The sequence below is a fragment of the Streptomyces sp. TRM70350 genome (assembly GCF_019219825.1).
GTDB lineage: Bacteria > Actinomycetota > Actinomycetes > Streptomycetales > Streptomycetaceae > Streptomyces.
This window is the reverse complement of sequence record NZ_JAHUXH010000021.1, coordinates 21,859-37,268: the sequence shown is the minus strand read 5'-3', so window position 1 is coordinate 37,268 and position 15,410 is coordinate 21,859. Positions and strand designations below refer to the sequence as shown.

The following is a 15,410-nucleotide window of genomic DNA, read 5'->3' as shown; positions in this document are numbered from 1 at the left end:
CGGTCTCCGAAGCCCTCCGGGAGCGTCAGCCGAGGTCGACCTCCGGGTACAGCGGGAAGCCGGCCACGAGGTCGGTGGCGCGGTGGGAGATCTCGTCGGCGACCTTCGGGTCCAGGACGTGCTGGGCCTTGGACGGCGTGCCCTTGCTGGTGGTGCCGGGCTCCGTGGTGGTCAGCACGCGGTCGATGAGGCCGGCGACCTCGTCCATCTCGGCGGTGCCCAGGCCGCGGGTGGTCAGGGCGGGGGTGCCGATGCGGATGCCGGAGGTGTACCAGGCGCCGTTGGGGTCGGCCGGGATGGCGTTGCGGTTGGTGACGATGCCGGACTCGAGGAGGGCGGCCTCGGCCTGGCGGCCGGTGAGGCCGTAGGAGGTGGCGACGTCGATCAGGTTGAGGTGGTTGTCGGTGCCGCCGGTGACCAGAGTGGCGCCGCGCCGCATCAGGCCCTCGGCGAGTGCGCGGGAGTTGTCGACGATGCGCTGGGCGTAGTCGCGGAAGGAGGGCTGACGGGCCTCGGCGAGGGCGACGGCCTTGGCGGCCATGACATGCGGGAGCGGGCCGCCGAGGACCATCGGGCAGCCGCGGTCGACCTGGTCCTTGAGGGATTCGTCGCACAGAACCATGCCGCCGCGCGGGCCGCGCAGCGACTTGTGGGTGGTGGTGGTGACGATCTGGGCGTGCGGGACCGGGTCGAAGTCGCCGGTGAGGACCTTGCCGGCGACGAGACCCGCGAAGTGGGCCATGTCGACCATGAGCGTGGCGCCGACCTCGTCGGCGATCTCCCGCATGATCCGGAAGTTCACGAGCCGGGGGTAGGCGGAGTAGCCGGCGACGATGATCAGCGGCTTGAACTCGCGGGCGGTGGCGCGCAGGGCCTCGTAGTCGAGGAGGCCGGTGGCGGGGTCGGTGCCGTAGGAACGCTGGTCGAACATCTTGCCGGAGATGTTCGGGCGGAAGCCGTGGGTGAGGTGACCGCCGGCGTCCAGGGACATGCCGAGCATGCGCTGGTTGCCGAAGGCCTGGCGCAGCTCGGCCCAGTCGGCCTCGGAGAGGTCGTTGACCTGGCGGACGCCGGTCTTCTCCAGGAAGGGCGCCTCGACGCGGTCGGCGAGGACGGCCCAGAAGGCGACGAGGTTGGCGTCGATGCCGGAGTGCGGCTGAACGTAGGCGTGGCGGGCGCCGAAGAGTTCGCGCGCGTGCTCGGCCGCCAGCGACTCGACGGTGTCGACGTTGCGGCAACCGGCGTAGAAGCGGCGGCCGACGGTGCCCTCGGCGTACTTGTCGCTGAACCAGTTGCCCATCGCGAGGAGGGTGGCCGGGGAGGCGTAGTTCTCGGAGGCGATCAGCTTCAGCATCTCGCGCTGGTCGGCGACCTCCTGGCCGATGGCGTCGGCGACGCGCGGCTCGACGGCGCGGATCACGTCGAGAGCGGAACGAAAGGCGGTGGACTCGGTGGAGAGGGGCTGCTCTGACATCTCGGCCTCCGGGCGGCGTGGCTTACAGCGGTCACGGTTCACGGTTCGGCCCAGGCGCACGGCACTCGCTCACTACGCAAGGCCGCTCCCCGATGGTCGGTCCCATCCCAGCGCGCCAGTCACGGCCCTCGGTCAGCCTACCGGGCGCGCCGGAAGGTCCAGTTCCCGAGTCCACCATGCGAGCGACGATAAGAAGGGGGTCCAGCCTCATGTTCGGGAGTTGCCGTGACCGCTACGGAAAGCCTCATCGCCGAAGCCGAAGCGCACAGCGCGCACACCTATCACCCGCTGCCGGTGGTCGTCGCCTCGGCCGACGGGGCGTGGATGACGGATGTGGAGGGCCGGCGCTATCTGGATCTGCTGGCCGGTTACTCGGCGCTCAACTTCGGGCACGGCAACCGGCGGTTGATCGAGGCGGCGAAGGCGCAGCTGGAGCGGGTGACGCTGACGTCGCGTGCCTTCCATCACGACCGGTTCGCGGCGTTCTGCACTCAGCTGGCGGAGCTGTGCGGGATGGAGATGGTGCTGCCGATGAACACGGGCGCGGAGGCGGTGGAGTCCGCGGTGAAGACGGCCCGGAAGTGGGGGTACCGGGTCAAGGGTGTGCCTGCGGAGATGGCGAAGATCGTGGTGGCGTCGGGCAACTTCCACGGCCGTACCACGACGATCATCAGTTTCTCCACCGCCCCGGAGGCGCGCGCGGACTTCGGCCCGTACACGCCGGGCTTCGAGATCGTGCCGTACGGGGATCTGACGGCGATGCGGGCGGCGATGACGGAGAACACGGTCGCCGTGCTGCTGGAGCCGATCCAGGGCGAGTCGGGGGTGATCGTGCCGCCGGCCGGCTATCTGCCGGAGGTGCGGGAGCTGACCCGGGAGCGGAACGTGCTGTTCGTCGCGGACGAGATCCAGTCGGGGCTGGGGCGCACGGGGCGGACGTTCGCGTGCGAGCACGAGGGCGTGGTGCCGGACGTCTATGTGCTGGGGAAGGCGCTGGGCGGTGGGATCGTGCCGGTGTCGGCGGTGGTGTCGTCGGCGGAGGTGCTCGGGGTGTTCCGGCCCGGGGAACACGGGTCGACATTCGGCGGGAGTCCGCTGGCCTGTGCCGTGGCGCTGGAGGTGATCGCGATGTTGCGGTCGGGCGAGTGCCAGGCGCGGGCGGCGGAGCTGGGCGAGCATCTGCACCGGGAGCTGGGGGCGCTGACCGGCACGGGGCGGGTGACGCGGGTGCGGGGGCGCGGGCTGTGGGCGGGTGTGGACATCCATCCCAGGTTCGGCACCGGGCGGGAGGTGTCCGAGAAGCTGATGGACCGGGGTGTGCTGGTGAAGGACACGCATGGTTCGACGATCCGGATCGCGCCGCCGCTGGTCATCGCGAAGGAGGACCTGGACTGGGGGCTGGCCCAACTGCGTGGTGTGCTGGGTGTCCAGGGCGCCGGCTAGAGGATCACGTGCGGCAGGAAGCGGGCGTACTCGTCCGTGATCAGGCCGGAGGACTCGCGGATGCCGAGGCCGGCGGACTCGTTCTCGACGATCCAGGCGCCGAGGACGACATGATTGCCGTCGAAGGACGGCAGCGGGGCCAACTCCTGGTAGCAGCAGGGATCGTCGCGAACAACGGGGGCGGCGCCCCGCTCGTGGACGGTCACGCCGGCGCCCTCACGGCCCAGGAGGGGCTTGGTGACGTAGCCCTTCGTCGTCGCCAGGTCGCGTGGTCCGTCGAGGTGGGCGGGGAGCAGGTTCGGGTGGCCGGGGTAGAGCTCCCAGAGGATGGCGAGCAGGGCCTTGTTGCTGAGCAGCATCTTCCATGCCGGTTCGATCCACAGGGTGGTGCCGGTGCCGCCGCCGTTGTCGAGGGTGTCGAGGACGTGGCCGGCGAAGCGGTCGGTGGTGAGCCACTCCCAGGGATAGAGCTTGAAGCAGCTGCGGATGAAGCGGAGGTGGTTGTCGACGAAGCGGCCGGAGAGGGGGTCCCAGCCGATCTCCTCCATGGAGATCCAGTCGGTGTGGAGGCCGGCCTGGTCGGCGGTCTCCTTGAGATAGGCGACCGTCATCAGGTCCTCGCCGAGTTCGTCGGCGCTGGAGTGCGCGAAGTACAGGGGGCTGCCCGGTGGGAGGAGGGCGGCCTGGTTCTTCCAGGCCGCTGTCAGGCGTTCGTGGAGGGAGTTCCACTGGTCGGCGCCCGGGAAGCGTTCCTCCATCCAGAACCACTGGGGGGAGGCGGCCTCGACCAGGGAGGTGGGGGTGTCGGCGTTGTACTCCAGCAGCTTGGCCGGGCCCGTGCCGTCGTAGCGGAGGTCGAAGCGGCCGTAGACGGAGGGGAGTTCGGCGCGGCGGTGCCAGGCCTCGGCGACCGCGTGGGCGACGCGGGGGTCGGTGATGCCGAGGTCGGCGAAGCGGTCGGTGGCGACGATGTGCTCGGCGGCCGCGAGGCACATGCGGTGCAGTTCCTCGACGACCTCCTCCAGGGCCTCGACCTCGGGGAGCGAGAAGACGTAGTAGGCGCTCTCGTCCCAGTAGGGGCGCAGGGAGTTGTCGGGGTAGCGGGTCAGCGGGTAGATCAGGCCCTGCTCCTCGACGGTCTGCTGCCAGCCGGGGCGGGGGGCGATGGTGCGGCGTTCCATGAAAAGGGGTCCTCCGGTCGACGAGTTCGGCGTCGCCGCTCAGCCGCCGCTGCTGCCGCTGCCGCCGTCGCCGTCGCCCGAGCAGCCGAAGCCGCCGCGGTCGACGGCCTCGCTGCGGCTGAAGGTGCCGTGCTCGGCGTAGCCGCCGCTGACCTCGGCGTCGTAGTACCAGGCGGCGTCGACGCGCTGGCCGGTGCTCTTGCGGCCCTTGCCGTAGGAGGTGCCGGACGAGGAGGACGTGCAGTTCTTGTCGGCGACGATCTTGTAGCCGTTGAGGTAGTCGTAGCTGTCGCGGTCCACGCAGCGGCGGTCCGGGTCGGAGCTGCAGGAGGTGAGTGCCGCGGCTATGACGCCCAGGCCGCCGAGTACGACGGTGCTGGAGCGCATCCGTCGTCGGGTTTCCGCCATGTTCTATCTCCCCGTTGGTCTGTCCGACCGGTGATCATAAGTGCCGTGCAGGTGCGCGATCACCTCTGGGCGAGGAGCTTAGGGCAGCGCCTTGCACAGAGCCTCCAGGGTGCCCGTCCAGGCGTGGTCGGGTGGGGTGCCGTAGCCGACGACCAGGGCGTCGAGGTGCTGGGCCCCGGCTGCGGGGTGGCGGTAGCGGGAGAGGCCGTGGACGGCGACGCCCTGCCAGGTGGCGGCGCGGACGACCGGTTGTTCGGTGCCGGGCGGGAGTTGGAGGACGGCGTGCAGGCCGGCCGCGATGCCGGTGGCGCGGACGTCGGGTGCGTGTTCGGCGAGGGCGGCGACCAGGTCGTCGCGGCGGCGCCGGTAGCGCAGGCGGGCGGCGCGTACATGGCGGTCGTAGGCGCCGGAGGTGAGGAACTCGGCGAGGGTCAGCTGTTCGAGGGCGCCCGTGGCCGAGCCGCCGGCGTGCCGCATGACGTCCGGCACCAGCGAGGGCGGCAGGACCATCCAGGCCAGCCGCAGGCCGGGGGCGAGGGACTTGCTGGCGGTGCCGAGGTAGACGACGTGGTCGGGGTCGAGGTCCTGGAGGGCGCCGACGGGCTGGCGGTCGTAGCGGAACTCGCCGTCGTAGTCGTCCTCCAGGATCAGCCCGCCCGTCCGCCGGGCCCAGTCCACGACGGCGGCCCGGCGCGCGGGGCGCAGGGCGACGCCCATCGGGAACTGGTGCGCGGGCGTCAGCAACACGGCCCGCGCGGCGGCGAGGTCGTCGCGGAGAGCGCCCTCGGCTGCCCACCCTTCGGCGGGGCGGGCAGCCGCGCTCCGGGCGTCACGGGCAGCGCCACGCCCGACGGAGCCGACGGCCTCCGGCGTCGCGGAACCGGCGGCTTCCGGCCCCGCCGTGCCACGAGCCCCACGCCCTACGGAGACGGCGGCCTCGGACCTAGCCGAACCACAAACCCCACCCCCAGCGAAGCCGCCACCTTCCGCCCCCACCGAGCCACAAGGTTCCCGCCCACCGAAGCCAGCCGCCCCCGCCCCCACCCAGCCACAAGCCCCACACCCAACAGAACCAACGACACCCGCCCCAGCCGAACCACAAACCCCACCACCAGCGAAGCCGCCACCTTCCGCCCCCGCCGAACCAGAAACCCCGCCCCCGACAGAACCAGCGGCCCCCAGCCCCGCCGAACCAGAAACCCCACCCCCGACGGAGCCCGCAGCCCCGAACCCCACGGCCCCGGGTGTGCCGAGCCCCGCCGCCCCTTCAAGGGCCCCCGGCAAGGTGCCATGTTCGTCGAAGGGAAGCGGGAGGGTGCGCAGGCCCGCGCGTTCCACCAGGTCCCAGTGCACGTCGAGGCCGTAGGACTCCACGGCGAGGGTGCGCAGGCCGCGGGTGTGGAGGACCTCGGCGAGGAGTTTCAGACCGTGCGCGAAGCCGGCGCAGACGAGGATGTGGTCGGGGTCGGCGCGTACGCCGCGGGCGCGGGAGAGGTAGTCGGCGAGGGCGGTGCGCAGTTCGATGCGGCCGCGGGGGTCGCCGTAGCCGAGGGCGTCGTTCGGGGCGGCGGTGAGGGCGCGGCGGGCGGCCTTGAGCCACTCGGCTCGGGGGAAGGAGGCGAGGTCGGGAGTGCCGGGGACGAGGTTGTGGGCGGGGCGGCCGGGTTCGCGGTGGTGCGGGGTCCGCCGGTCGGGCGATGGCAGGACGGCACGGTCGGCGACCCGCGTGCCGGAGCCCTGGCGGGCTGTGAGCCAGCCCTCGGCGACGAGGTCGGCGTAGGACTCGGCGACGGTGTTGCGGGCGATGCCGAGGTCGGCGGCGAGTGAGCGGGAGGAGGGCAGCCGGGTGCCGGGCGCGAGGCGGCCGGTGCGGACGGCCTCGCGCAGGGCGTCGGTCAGGCCGCGGCGCAGGCCGGGCCCGGAGGGTTCGAGGTGCAGGTCGATGCCCAAAGTGGCCCGAGGTTTCGCCATGGAAATGGACCATACTCCTGGGCTGCCTCGCTCGTAGGGTCGAGGACATGACGACGACAGAAGACACGGCAGCCGTGCAGTACGCCCCCGAGCTCACCCCGCGTCTGCAGTGGGCCAAGCTCGTCCCCGACGTCTACAAGGCGATGATCCGGCTCGACACGGCCGCCCGGCAGGGCCTGGACCCGACGCTGTACGAGCTGGTGAAGATCCGCGCCTCGCAGGTCAACCACTGCGCCTTCTGCATCGACATGCACACCAAGGACGCGCTCGCGGCGGGTGAGAGCGTCGAGCGGATCGTGCAGCTGAGCGCCTGGGAGGAGTCGCGGCACTTCTACACCGAGAAGGAGCTGGCGGCCCTGGAGCTGACGGAGGCGGTGACCGTCCTGACGGACGGGTTCGTGCCGGACGAGGTCTACGAGCGCGCGGCGCGGCACTTCGAGGAGACCGAGCTGGCGCAGCTGATCGCCGCGATCACGGTGATCAACGCCTGGAACCGGTTCGGCGTGACCTGCCGGATGACGCCGGGCCACTACCAGCCGGGCCAGTACAAGTGACGGGACGGACCACGTACCTGGATGCCGGGGTGCGGGAGGCGATGCGGGCGCTCAGCGCGTCCGCGAAGCAGGCCTCGGCGACTCCACGCTCGCCGAGCTGGTGCAGATCCGTGCCTCCCCGCTCAACCACTGCGCGTTCTGCCTCGGCATGCATCTCGCGCTCGCCCGCAAGCACGGGGTGAGCGAGAGGCAGCTCGATCTGCTGGCCGCGTGGGAGGAGGCGGTGACCGTCCTGACGGACGGGTTCGTGCCGGACGAGGTCTACGAGCGCGCGGCGCGGCACTTCGAGGAGACCGAGCTGGCTCACCTCACCGCCCTCATCACCGTGATCAACAGCTGGAACCGGCTGATGGTGTCCCGACGGATACCACCGGGAAGGGTGGAGTGGTGACCAAGGCAGTAGTGACCAAAGCAGACACGTTCCGCGCGCTGCACCGCCGACCCGACCCGGCCGAGCCCCTGATCCTCCCGGGCCCGTGGGACGCGGCGAGCGCCCGCGCCCTCGTGGACGCCGGTTTCCCCGCGCTGGCGACGCCCAGCGCGGGGGTCGCCGCCTCGCTCGGCTACGAGGACGGGGAGACTCCGGCGGACGAGGTGTTCGCGGCGGTCGCCCGGATCGTGCGGGCGGTGGACGTGCCGGTGTCGGCGGATGTCGAGGACGGGTACGGGCTCGCGCCGAAGGAACTGGTCGAGCGGCTGCTGGAGACCGGCGCCGTCGGCTGCAATCTGGAGGACTCCGGCGCAGGCGTCCTCAAGGACCCGCACGCGCACGCCGAGTGGCTGGCCGAGGTGCGGGCGGCGGCGGGCGACCGGCTGTTCATCAACGCGCGCGTCGACACGTTCCTACAGGGCGTCATGGACCCCGAACGGGCCATCGAGCGCGCCGCGTTGTACGTCGCCGCGGGCGCCGACTGCGTGTATCCGATCGCCGCCCCGCTCGACGTACTGCCGCTGCTGCGGGCGGGGATCGAGGGACCGATCAACGCGTTCGCACGGCTGGACGGCGCGGGCCCCTCACGAGCCGAGCTCACTCAGCTCACCGAACTCGCAGAGCTCACCGAACTCGGCAGCCGAGGGGCCACCCGCATCACCTTCGGCCCGGGCCTGCAGCGCAGAGCCGCAGCAGCGCTCCGCGACATCGCGGCGGGCCTCAGAAAGTGAGCCTCAGGACAGCCACTGCTTCCACGTCGACTCGTGGCTGCCCACCCACTTCTTCGCCGCCTCCTCAGGGGTCAGCTTCTGCTCGGCGATCATCAGCGAGACCTCGTTCTGGTCCTCGGTCGTCCACTGGAACTTCTTCAGGAACCGAGCCGCCGCCCCGCCGTCCTTCGCGAAGTCGGCGTTCAGGTACTTCTGCAGCGGCGTGTGCGGATAGGCGCAGGCGACCTTCTCCGGGTCCGCGTCGCAGCCCTCCTTGTACGGGGGCAGCTTCACCTCGGTCATCGGGACCTTCTCGAAGAGCCACTGCGGTGAGTACCAGTACGTCAGGAAGGGCTTCTTCTCCTTCGCGAACTGCTTGATCTGCGTGATCTGCGCGGCCTCCGAACCGGCGAAGACCACCTTGTAGTTCAGGTCCAGATTCTTCACCAGCGCCTTGTCGTTGGTGACGTAGGACGGCGAGCCGTCCATCAGCTGGCCCTTGCCGCCGCTCTCCGGGGTGCGGAACTGGTCGGCGTACTTGTTGAGGTTCTTCCAGTCGGTGACGTCGGGGTGCTGTTTCGCGAAGTACGTCGGGACGTACCAGCCGATGTGCCCGGTGACCCCGAGGTCGCCGCCGTTCACGATCGTCTTCTTGTCCTTGACGTACCGCTGTTCCTCCTCGGGGTGCCCCCAGTCCTCCAGGATCGCGTCGACGCGGCCCTGGCTGAGGGCGTCCCAGGCGGGAACCTCGTCGATCTGGACGGTGTCGACGCGGTAGCCGAGTTCGTGTTCGAGCAGGTACTGGGCGACGGCGACGTTCGACTGCGCGCCCACCCACGACTGCACGGACAGGGTCACGGCCTTGGCGCCCTGCGCGTTGGCGAACGGCGAGGCCTGTTTGGTCATGTCGGCGGCGCCGCAGCCGGTGGTCAGGGCGAGCAGCGCCACCGCCGCCACGACGCTCGTACGCGTACGCATGTCACGCTCCCTTCTTCGCGCGGCGTTCCGTCGGCTGGGTCACCCGGTCGAGCATCAGGCCGAGGCAGACGATCGCGGCGCCGGCCACCAGACCGGTCGCCAGGTCGCCCTGCGCGAGGCCGAAGACGACGTCGTAGCCGAGGGCGCCGCCACCGACCAGGCCGCCGATGATGACGACGGCGAGGACGAGGACCACACCCTGGTTGACGGCGAGCAGCAACGACCGGCGGGCGAGCGGCAGCTGGACCTGGCGGAGCTGCTGGCCGCTGGTCGCGCCGAGCGAGCGGGCCGATTCCAGTGCCGCCGGGTCGACCTGCCTCAGGCCCTGGGCGGTGATGCGGACGACGGCGGGCAGCGCGTAGACGACGGCCGCGGCCACCGCCGGGGCGCGGCCGACGCCGAACAGGGCGACGACCGGGATCAGGTACACGAACTGCGGCATCGTCTGGAAGACGTCCAGGACGGGGCGCAGCGCCCGCGCGAAGCGTTCGCTGCGGGCGGCCGCGATGCCGGTCGCGAAGCCCAGGACGAGGGTGACGGCGACGGCGGCGAGGACCTGGGAGAGGGTGTTCAGGGACGGCTCCCAGACGCCGAGTACGCCGATCGCGGCCATGGCGAGGACGGCGGTCAGCGCGGTGCGCCAGGTGCCGATCAGCCAGGCCAGGGCGGCGACGATGAGCAGCACCGACCACCAGGGCAGCCACTGCAGGCCGTCGCGCAGCGGGTCGAGGACCCAGGTGGTGAAGTGCCCGGCCCAGTCGGCGGTGCCGCCGACGACGGGGACGCCCGAGTAGAGGTGGGCGGTCATCCAGTCGACGGCGCGGTTGACCGGCTCGGCGATGTTCAGGGTCCAGGTGTCGGGCCATTCGGTGCGGCCCAGCAGGCGTCCGGCGCCCGCGACGGCCACGGCGGCGGCCAGGGCGTACGGCCATCCGGCGCGGGGGCGTTCCCCGGTGCCGCTGCCCGCCGCCGCGGTGACGCGGTCCAGGACGACCGCCAGCAGCACGATCGGGATGCCCGCGGCGAGGGCCGCACCGACGTCGACCGAGGCCAGCGCCTGGTAGACGCGGTCGCCGAGGCCGCCGGCGCCGATCACGGAGGCGATGACCGCCATGGACAGCGCCATCATGATCGTCTGGTTGAGGCCGAGCAGCAGTTCCTTGCGGGCCAGCGGGATACGGGCGGTCAACAGCCGTTGGCGCGCGGTGGCGCCGAGCGACTCGACCGCCTCCAGGACGCCCTGGTCGGCGCCGCGCAGGCCGAGGGCGGTGAGGCGGGCCATGGGTGGGGCGGCGTAGATGACGGTGGCGAGGACGGCGGCGGGGACGCCGATGCCGAAGACCAGGACGACGGGCAGGAGGTAGGCGAACGCCGGGAGCACCTGCATGGTGTCCAGCACCGGGCGCAGGGCGCGGTCCATCCGGCCGGACAGCCCGGCGGCGAGACCGAGCAGGGCGCCGACGACGACGGACGCCAGCACCGCCACGACCATCAGGGCCAGCGTCTGCATGGTCGGCACCCACATGCCGAGCAGCCCGCAGGCCAGGAACGCGGCGGCCGTACCGAGGGCGAGCCGCACACCCGCCACCCGCCAGGCGAGGAAGGCGCCGAACGCGGTGACGCCCGCCCAGCCGATGGTGAGAAGGGCGAGGTAGACGGCGCGTACGGACAGCACGACCGCGTTGCTGATGTGGCCGAAGAAGTACAGGAACAGCGGGTGGCTGTCCCGGTTGTCGATGATCCAGTCGCTGGCGCCGGTGAGGGGCTGGGTCAGGTCGACGGTGAGGGCGTCGGGCCAGCTCCCACTCGCCCAACGGGCGTTGGCCAGCGGGACGAGGATCGCCGCGGCCAGGGCCAGCAGGGCGAGCTTGGCGACGACCCGGTTCTTCAGTACGGCGGGCAGGGCGCGGGGCGCGGAGGCTGTGACGGTGGCCATCAAGCCACCTCCTGACGAGGCCCCGTACCGGCCACCACACCCAGCAGTCCCTCCGGGTCCACCACGCCGAGGCACCGGCCGGAGTCCACCACCCGCACCGGTCCCCCGTTCCGTGCCACCGCCTCGATGGCCTCCGACACGGTCGCCGCCGGGGCCACCGCCGGTCCGGCCCCCGCCTCCTCCGCGGACGCGGGCCGCATGGCGGTGCGCACGGTCATGACCTGTTCGCGGGGGACGTCGCGGACGAACTCGCGGACGTAGTCGTCGGCCGGGGAGCCGACGATCTCCTCCGGGGTGCCGAGCTGGACGATCCGGCCGTCACGCATCAGGGCGATCCGGTCACCGAGCTTGAGCGCCTCGTTCAGGTCATGGGTGATGAAGACCATCGTGCGGCCCTCGTCGCGATGCAGCCGGACGACCTCTTCCTGCATCTCCCGCCGGATCAGCGGGTCGAGGGCGCTGAACGGCTCGTCGAACAGCAGCACCTCCGGGTCGACGGCCAGCGCACGCGCGAGCCCCACCCGCTGCTGCTGTCCGCCCGACAGCTGGCCGGGCCTGCGCTGCTCCATGCCCGCCAGGCCCACCTTGGCGACGACCTCCGCCGCCTTCTCGCGCCGCTCGGCCCTGCCCACGCCCTGGATCTCCAGTCCGTACGCCACGTTGTCGAGGACCGTGCGGTGCGGGAGCAGCCCGAAGTGCTGGAACACCATCGCGGCGCGGTGCCGGCGCAGTTCGCGCAGCCGGGCCTTGTCCATGGCGCGGACGTCCTCGCCGTCGATGGCGATGGTCCCGGCCGTCGGTTCGATCAGCCGGGTCAGACAGCGCACCAGCGTGGACTTGCCGGAGCCGGACAGGCCCATGACGACGAAGACCTCACCTTTGCGCACGTCGAAGGAGACGTCCCGGACGGCGGCGGTGCAGCCGGTGCGGGCGCGCAGCTCGGCGGCGGGCAGGGCGGCCAGCTCCGGGTCGGCGGGGACGCGGTCGGCCTTCGGGCCGAAGACCTTCCACAGCCCGTCGACGGAGAACACGGAGGCGGTCCCGACAGCGGTACTCATCGCGCACCACCCCCGATCAGCTCCACGGCCCGCTCCCCGACCATCAGCACCCCGATCATCGGGTTCACCGCGGTCATGGTCGGGAACACCGACGCGTCCGCGATCCGGATGCCGTCCAGGCCACGGATCCGCAACTCGGGGTCGACGACCGCGAGTTCGTCGGAGGCGTCGCCCATCCGGCAGGTACCCGCCGGGTGGTAGACGGTGTGCGCGACCTTGCGGGCGTACTCGCTGAGCGCCTCGTCGCTGGTGACGTCCGGGCCGGGGCACACCTCCCGCTTCAGCCAGCCCGCCAGCGGCTCGGCCTTGGCGATCTCGCGGGCGATGCGGATGCCGTCGACGAGGGTGCGGCCGTCGTAGTCGTCCTCGTCGGTGAAGTAGCGGAAGTCCAGTGCGGGCTTCACGGCCGGGTCGGCGCTGGTGAGGTACAGCCGTCCGCGGCTCTTCGGCTTGGGGATGTTCGGGGTCATCGAGACGCCGTACGGGGGCCGTTCGTAGCCGAGGCGCTCCGGGTTGTCCGTGAACGGGATCTGGTAGAAGTGGAACATCAGGTCGGGGCCCGCGTGTTCGGGGTCGCGGCGCACGAACAGGCCCGCGTCGGAGTCCATCGCGGAGTTCTCCGGGAGGGGCCCGTGGGTCTCCCAGACGATCACCGACTCGGGGTGGTCGAGCAGGTTCTCGCCGACGCCGGGCAGATCGTGGACCACCGGTATGCCCAGCTCGGCGAGATCGTCCTTCGGGCCGATGCCGGAGTGCAGCAGCAGCCGGGGCGAGTCGACCGCGCCCGCGCACAGCACGACCTCGTTGCGGGCCCGGACGAGGATCTCCTCGCCGTCCTTGGTGCGGACGTGGACGCCCTCGGCGCGGGTGCCGTTCAGCTGAAGCCTGTGCGCCCAGGTCTCCAGCAGGAGCGTCAGGTTGGGCCGCTCGTCCATCACCGGGTGGAGGTACGCCACCGAGGCCGAGGACCGCTTGTTGTTCTCGGGGTGGTAGGCGAGGTCGAAGAAGCCGACGCCCTCGGTGAACGGCTTCTCGTTGAAGCCCTCCACGCGGGGCACACCCAGCGCGGCCTGGGCGGCGTCGACGAAGTCGCGGGCGATGGCGTTCCGGTCCTTCTCGTCGACCGGGACGATGTTGTTCAGCAGCCGGGCGTAGTACGCCTCCATCTGCACCGCGCCCCAGCCCTTGGCCCCGGCCGCCTCCCACTCGTCCCAGTCGGACGGCAGCGGCTTGAAGGCGATGAGGGTGTTGTGGGACGAGCAGCCGCCGAGGACGCGGGCGCGGCTGTGCCGGATGTGGGAGTTGCCGCGTGGCTGCTCGGTGGTGGGGTAGTCGTAGTCGAGTTCGCCGCCGAGCAGGCCCATCCAGCGGCGCAGGGTGAGGACGTCCTCGCGGTCCACGTCGCTGGGGCCGCCCTCGATGACGGCGACGGTGACGTCGGGGTTCTCGGTGAGGCGGGAGGCGATGACGGAGCCTGCCGTGCCGCCGCCGATGACGACGTAGTCGTAGGTTGGGGTGGTCTCGGGCATGGGGGGTTACTCCAGGGTGAAGGGTGGTTCCTGCGGGCTGTCGGGACCTCAGCCCGCGAACCAGCGCACCGGCTTCGGCGCGAGGTTCTGGTAGACGTGCTTGGTTTCGCGGTACTCGGCGAGCCCGGCCGGGCCGAGTTCGCGGCCGACGCCGCTCTTGCCGAAGCCGCCCCACTCCGCCTGCGGGAGGTAGGGGTGGAAGTCGTTGATCCAGACGGTGCCGTGGCGGAGCCGTCCCGCGACCCGGCGGGCCCGCCCGGCGTCGGCGGTCCAGACGGCACCGGCCAGCCCGTACTCGGTGTCGTTGGCGAGCGCCACGGCCTCGTCCTCGGTGCGGAAGGTCTCCACCGTCAGGACCGGCCCGAAGACCTCTTCGCGTACGACCTTCATCTCGCGGTGGCACTGGTCGAGCACCGTCGGCTCGTAGAAGTAGCCGGTGGCGGGCCGGGAATCGGTGGGCTCCGGACGCTTGCCGCCGCAGCGCAGCACCGCGCCCTCGGCCAGCGCGGAGGCGACGTACGACTCCACCTTGGCGCGCTGCTGCTCGGAGACGAGGGGGCCGCACTCGACGCCGTCCGCCGTCCCGCGCCCGAGGCGGATACGACCGGCCCGGCGCGCGAGTTCGGCGACGAACCGCTCCCTGACCGACTCCTCGACGATGAGGCGCGCGCCCGCGGAGCAGACCTGGCCGCTGTGGATGAAGGCGGCGTTGAGGGCCTGGTCGACGGCGGTGTCGAAGGCCTCGTCGGTGGCGCAGGCGTCGGCGAAGACGACGTTGGGGTTCTTGCCGCCGAGTTCGAGGGCGACCTTCTTGACGGTCGGGGCGGCGGCCGCGGCCACCTTCGTGCCGCTGACCAGGCCACCGGTGAAGGAGACCAGGTCGACGTCCGGGTGCTCGGCGAGGCGGGCGCCGACCGTGTGGCCGGGGCCGGTGACGATGTTCGCGACTCCGGCGGGCAGCCCGGCCTCGGCGAGCAGGTCGATCAGGGCGATGGTGGTCATCGGCGTGATCTCGCTCGGCTTGACCACGAAGGTGTTCCCGGCCGCGAGCGCGGGCGCGATCTTCCAGCTGGCCTGGAGCAGGGGGTAGTTCCACGGTGTGATCAGCGCGCAGACGCCGACCGGTTCGTGCACGACGACGCTGTGGATGTCGGGCGAGCCCGCGTCGACGACCCGGCCGGCCCCTTCCCCGGCCACCAGGTCGGCGAAGTAACGGAAGGCGTCGGCCACGCAGTCGATGTCGACGCGGCCCTCCTCGGCGGTCTTGCCGGCGTCCCGGCTCTCCAGCAGGCCGAGTTCCTCGCGGTCGCGGACCAGCAGGTCGGCGACGCGGCGCAGCAGGGCGGCGCGCTCGGCGACGGGGGTGCGGGGCCACTGGCCCTGCCCGCCGTCGAAGGCGCGGTGGGCGGCGGCGACGGCCAGGTCCGTGTCCTTCTCGTCCCCCTCGGCGACCACGGCGAACGGCAGGGCGTCCGCGGGGTCGAGGATCTCGCGCGTGGCACCGGAGACGGCGGGCCGCCACTCCCCTGCCACGTGGATCGTGTCTCTGTCCGACATGCTCGGTTCTTGCCTTCCGTTCCTGTTCAGGGGGGACCGTGAGCGCCTGCCCGTACCCCTTTCAGGCATGCGGAATCGGTGGCTGAAAGTGTGCTGCCTCACTGAGAATTCGGACAAATACCTAGAAAAACCCTCGCTTCCCTCGCCCCTATGGGCGGATCGGTGTCCTTTGACTAAAGTC

12 protein-coding genes, 1 pseudogene and 1 riboswitch are annotated in these 15,410 nt (G+C 71.6%); of the genes and pseudogenes, 4 read left to right on the top strand and 9 right to left on the bottom strand.

Going from position 1 to position 15,410, the window contains the following annotated elements; translation table 11 throughout:
* Positions 1-25: 25 nt before the first annotated feature.
* Positions 26-1,474 (bottom strand): glycine hydroxymethyltransferase, encoded by a 1,449-nt coding sequence (locus KWI83_RS26465; protein WP_218516889.1) that lies wholly within the window; start codon positions 1,472-1,474, stop codon positions 26-28.
* A gap of 41 nt (positions 1,475-1,515) precedes the next feature.
* Positions 1,516-1,607, bottom strand: a riboswitch (ZMP/ZTP riboswitch).
* A gap of 92 nt (positions 1,608-1,699) precedes the next feature.
* Here KWI83_RS26465 and rocD point away from each other — a divergent pair.
* The gene (gene rocD, locus KWI83_RS26460; protein ID WP_218516888.1) at positions 1,700-2,917 is read left to right on the top strand and encodes an ornithine--oxo-acid transaminase; all 1,218 of its coding nucleotides are present in this window, start codon (positions 1,700-1,702) and stop codon (positions 2,915-2,917) included.
* On the opposite strand, the gene KWI83_RS26455 is transcribed toward rocD, so the two are convergent.
* From KWI83_RS26455 to KWI83_RS39055, 3 genes are all read right to left on the bottom strand, one after another.
* The gene (locus KWI83_RS26455) at positions 2,914-4,098 is read right to left on the bottom strand and encodes a glutathionylspermidine synthase family protein (RefSeq protein WP_218516887.1); all 1,185 of its coding nucleotides are present in this window, start codon (positions 4,096-4,098) and stop codon (positions 2,914-2,916) included. The genes rocD and KWI83_RS26455 overlap by 4 nt on opposite strands.
* Before the next feature lie 39 nt (positions 4,099-4,137).
* Entirely contained in the window at positions 4,138-4,506 is a 369-nt protein-coding gene (locus KWI83_RS26450) for a hypothetical protein (protein ID WP_218516886.1), read from the bottom strand.
* 78 nt (positions 4,507-4,584) lie between these two features.
* Positions 4,585-6,477 (bottom strand): PLP-dependent aminotransferase family protein, encoded by a 1,893-nt coding sequence (locus KWI83_RS39055; RefSeq protein WP_256362838.1) that lies wholly within the window; start codon positions 6,475-6,477, stop codon positions 4,585-4,587.
* Positions 6,478-6,524: 47 nt separating this feature from the next.
* Between KWI83_RS39055 and KWI83_RS26435 the strand changes: the two genes are divergently transcribed.
* The 3 genes and pseudogenes from KWI83_RS26435 to KWI83_RS26425 all read left to right on the top strand — a co-directional run bounded on the left by KWI83_RS26435 (position 6,525) and on the right by KWI83_RS26425 (position 8,192).
* Complete coding sequence (locus KWI83_RS26435) at positions 6,525-7,031, top strand: carboxymuconolactone decarboxylase family protein (RefSeq protein WP_218516885.1); 507 nt, start codon at positions 6,525-6,527, stop codon at positions 7,029-7,031.
* Positions 7,028-7,422, top strand: a pseudogene (locus tag KWI83_RS26430) (carboxymuconolactone decarboxylase family protein). Before KWI83_RS26435 ends, KWI83_RS26430 begins: the two are co-directional and overlap by 4 nt.
* Before the next feature lie 11 nt (positions 7,423-7,433).
* Positions 7,434-8,192: an isocitrate lyase/phosphoenolpyruvate mutase family protein gene (locus KWI83_RS26425; protein WP_218516971.1), complete on the top strand. Its 759-nt coding sequence runs from the start codon at positions 7,434-7,436 to the stop codon at positions 8,190-8,192.
* A 3-nt stretch (positions 8,193-8,195) separates the two neighbouring features.
* Here KWI83_RS26425 and KWI83_RS26420 read toward each other — a convergent pair whose 3' ends face one another.
* The 5 genes from KWI83_RS26420 to KWI83_RS26400 are packed head-to-tail and all read right to left on the bottom strand — an operon-like array spanning position 8,196 to position 15,229.
* Positions 8,196-9,149 carry an ABC transporter substrate-binding protein gene (locus KWI83_RS26420; RefSeq protein ID WP_218516884.1) on the bottom strand — a complete coding sequence of 318 codons (954 nt, stop codon included), beginning with the start codon at positions 9,147-9,149 and terminating at the stop codon, positions 8,196-8,198.
* Between the two features lies 1 nt (position 9,150).
* Positions 9,151-11,085 (bottom strand): proline/glycine betaine ABC transporter permease, encoded by a 1,935-nt coding sequence (locus tag KWI83_RS26415; protein ID WP_218516883.1) that lies wholly within the window; start codon positions 11,083-11,085, stop codon positions 9,151-9,153.
* Positions 11,085-12,143 (bottom strand): glycine betaine/L-proline ABC transporter ATP-binding protein, encoded by a 1,059-nt coding sequence (locus KWI83_RS26410; protein ID WP_218516882.1) that lies wholly within the window; start codon positions 12,141-12,143, stop codon positions 11,085-11,087. Before KWI83_RS26410 ends, KWI83_RS26415 begins: the two co-directional genes overlap by 1 nt.
* Positions 12,140-13,672, bottom strand: coding sequence for a GMC family oxidoreductase (locus KWI83_RS26405; RefSeq protein ID WP_218516881.1), 1,533 nt, complete (start codon positions 13,670-13,672; stop codon positions 12,140-12,142). The genes KWI83_RS26410 and KWI83_RS26405 overlap by 4 nt, the downstream gene beginning before the upstream one ends.
* 48 nt (positions 13,673-13,720) lie before the next feature.
* Positions 13,721-15,229, bottom strand: coding sequence for an aldehyde dehydrogenase family protein (locus tag KWI83_RS26400; RefSeq protein ID WP_218516880.1), 1,509 nt, complete (start codon positions 15,227-15,229; stop codon positions 13,721-13,723).
* Positions 15,230-15,410: the final 181 nt, after the last annotated feature.

Excerpts from the sequence above, each read along its gene's own strand:
- KWI83_RS26410 (WP_218516882.1), bottom strand. The coding sequence starts at position 12,143 with ATGAGTACCGCTGTCGGGACCGCCTCCGTGTTCTCCGTCGACGGGCTG.
- KWI83_RS26405 (WP_218516881.1), bottom strand. The coding sequence starts at position 13,672 with ATGCCCGAGACCACCCCAACCTACGACTACGTCGTCATCGGCGGCGGC.
- KWI83_RS26465 (WP_218516889.1), bottom strand. The coding sequence starts at position 1,474 with ATGTCAGAGCAGCCCCTCTCCACCGAGTCCACCGCCTTTCGTTCCGCT.
- KWI83_RS26420 (WP_218516884.1), bottom strand. The coding sequence starts at position 9,149 with ATGCGTACGCGTACGAGCGTCGTGGCGGCGGTGGCGCTGCTCGCCCTG.
- KWI83_RS26400 (WP_218516880.1), bottom strand. The coding sequence starts at position 15,229 with ATGTCGGACAGAGACACGATCCACGTGGCAGGGGAGTGGCGGCCCGCC.
- KWI83_RS26415 (WP_218516883.1), bottom strand. The coding sequence starts at position 11,085 with ATGGCCACCGTCACAGCCTCCGCGCCCCGCGCCCTGCCCGCCGTACTG.
- KWI83_RS26450 (WP_218516886.1), bottom strand. The coding sequence starts at position 4,506 with ATGGCGGAAACCCGACGACGGATGCGCTCCAGCACCGTCGTACTCGGC.
- KWI83_RS26435 (WP_218516885.1), top strand. The coding sequence starts at position 6,525 with ATGACGACGACAGAAGACACGGCAGCCGTGCAGTACGCCCCCGAGCTC.
- KWI83_RS26455 (WP_218516887.1), bottom strand. The coding sequence starts at position 4,098 with ATGGAACGCCGCACCATCGCCCCCCGCCCCGGCTGGCAGCAGACCGTC.
- KWI83_RS39055 (WP_256362838.1), bottom strand. The coding sequence starts at position 6,477 with ATGGCGAAACCTCGGGCCACTTTGGGCATCGACCTGCACCTCGAACCC.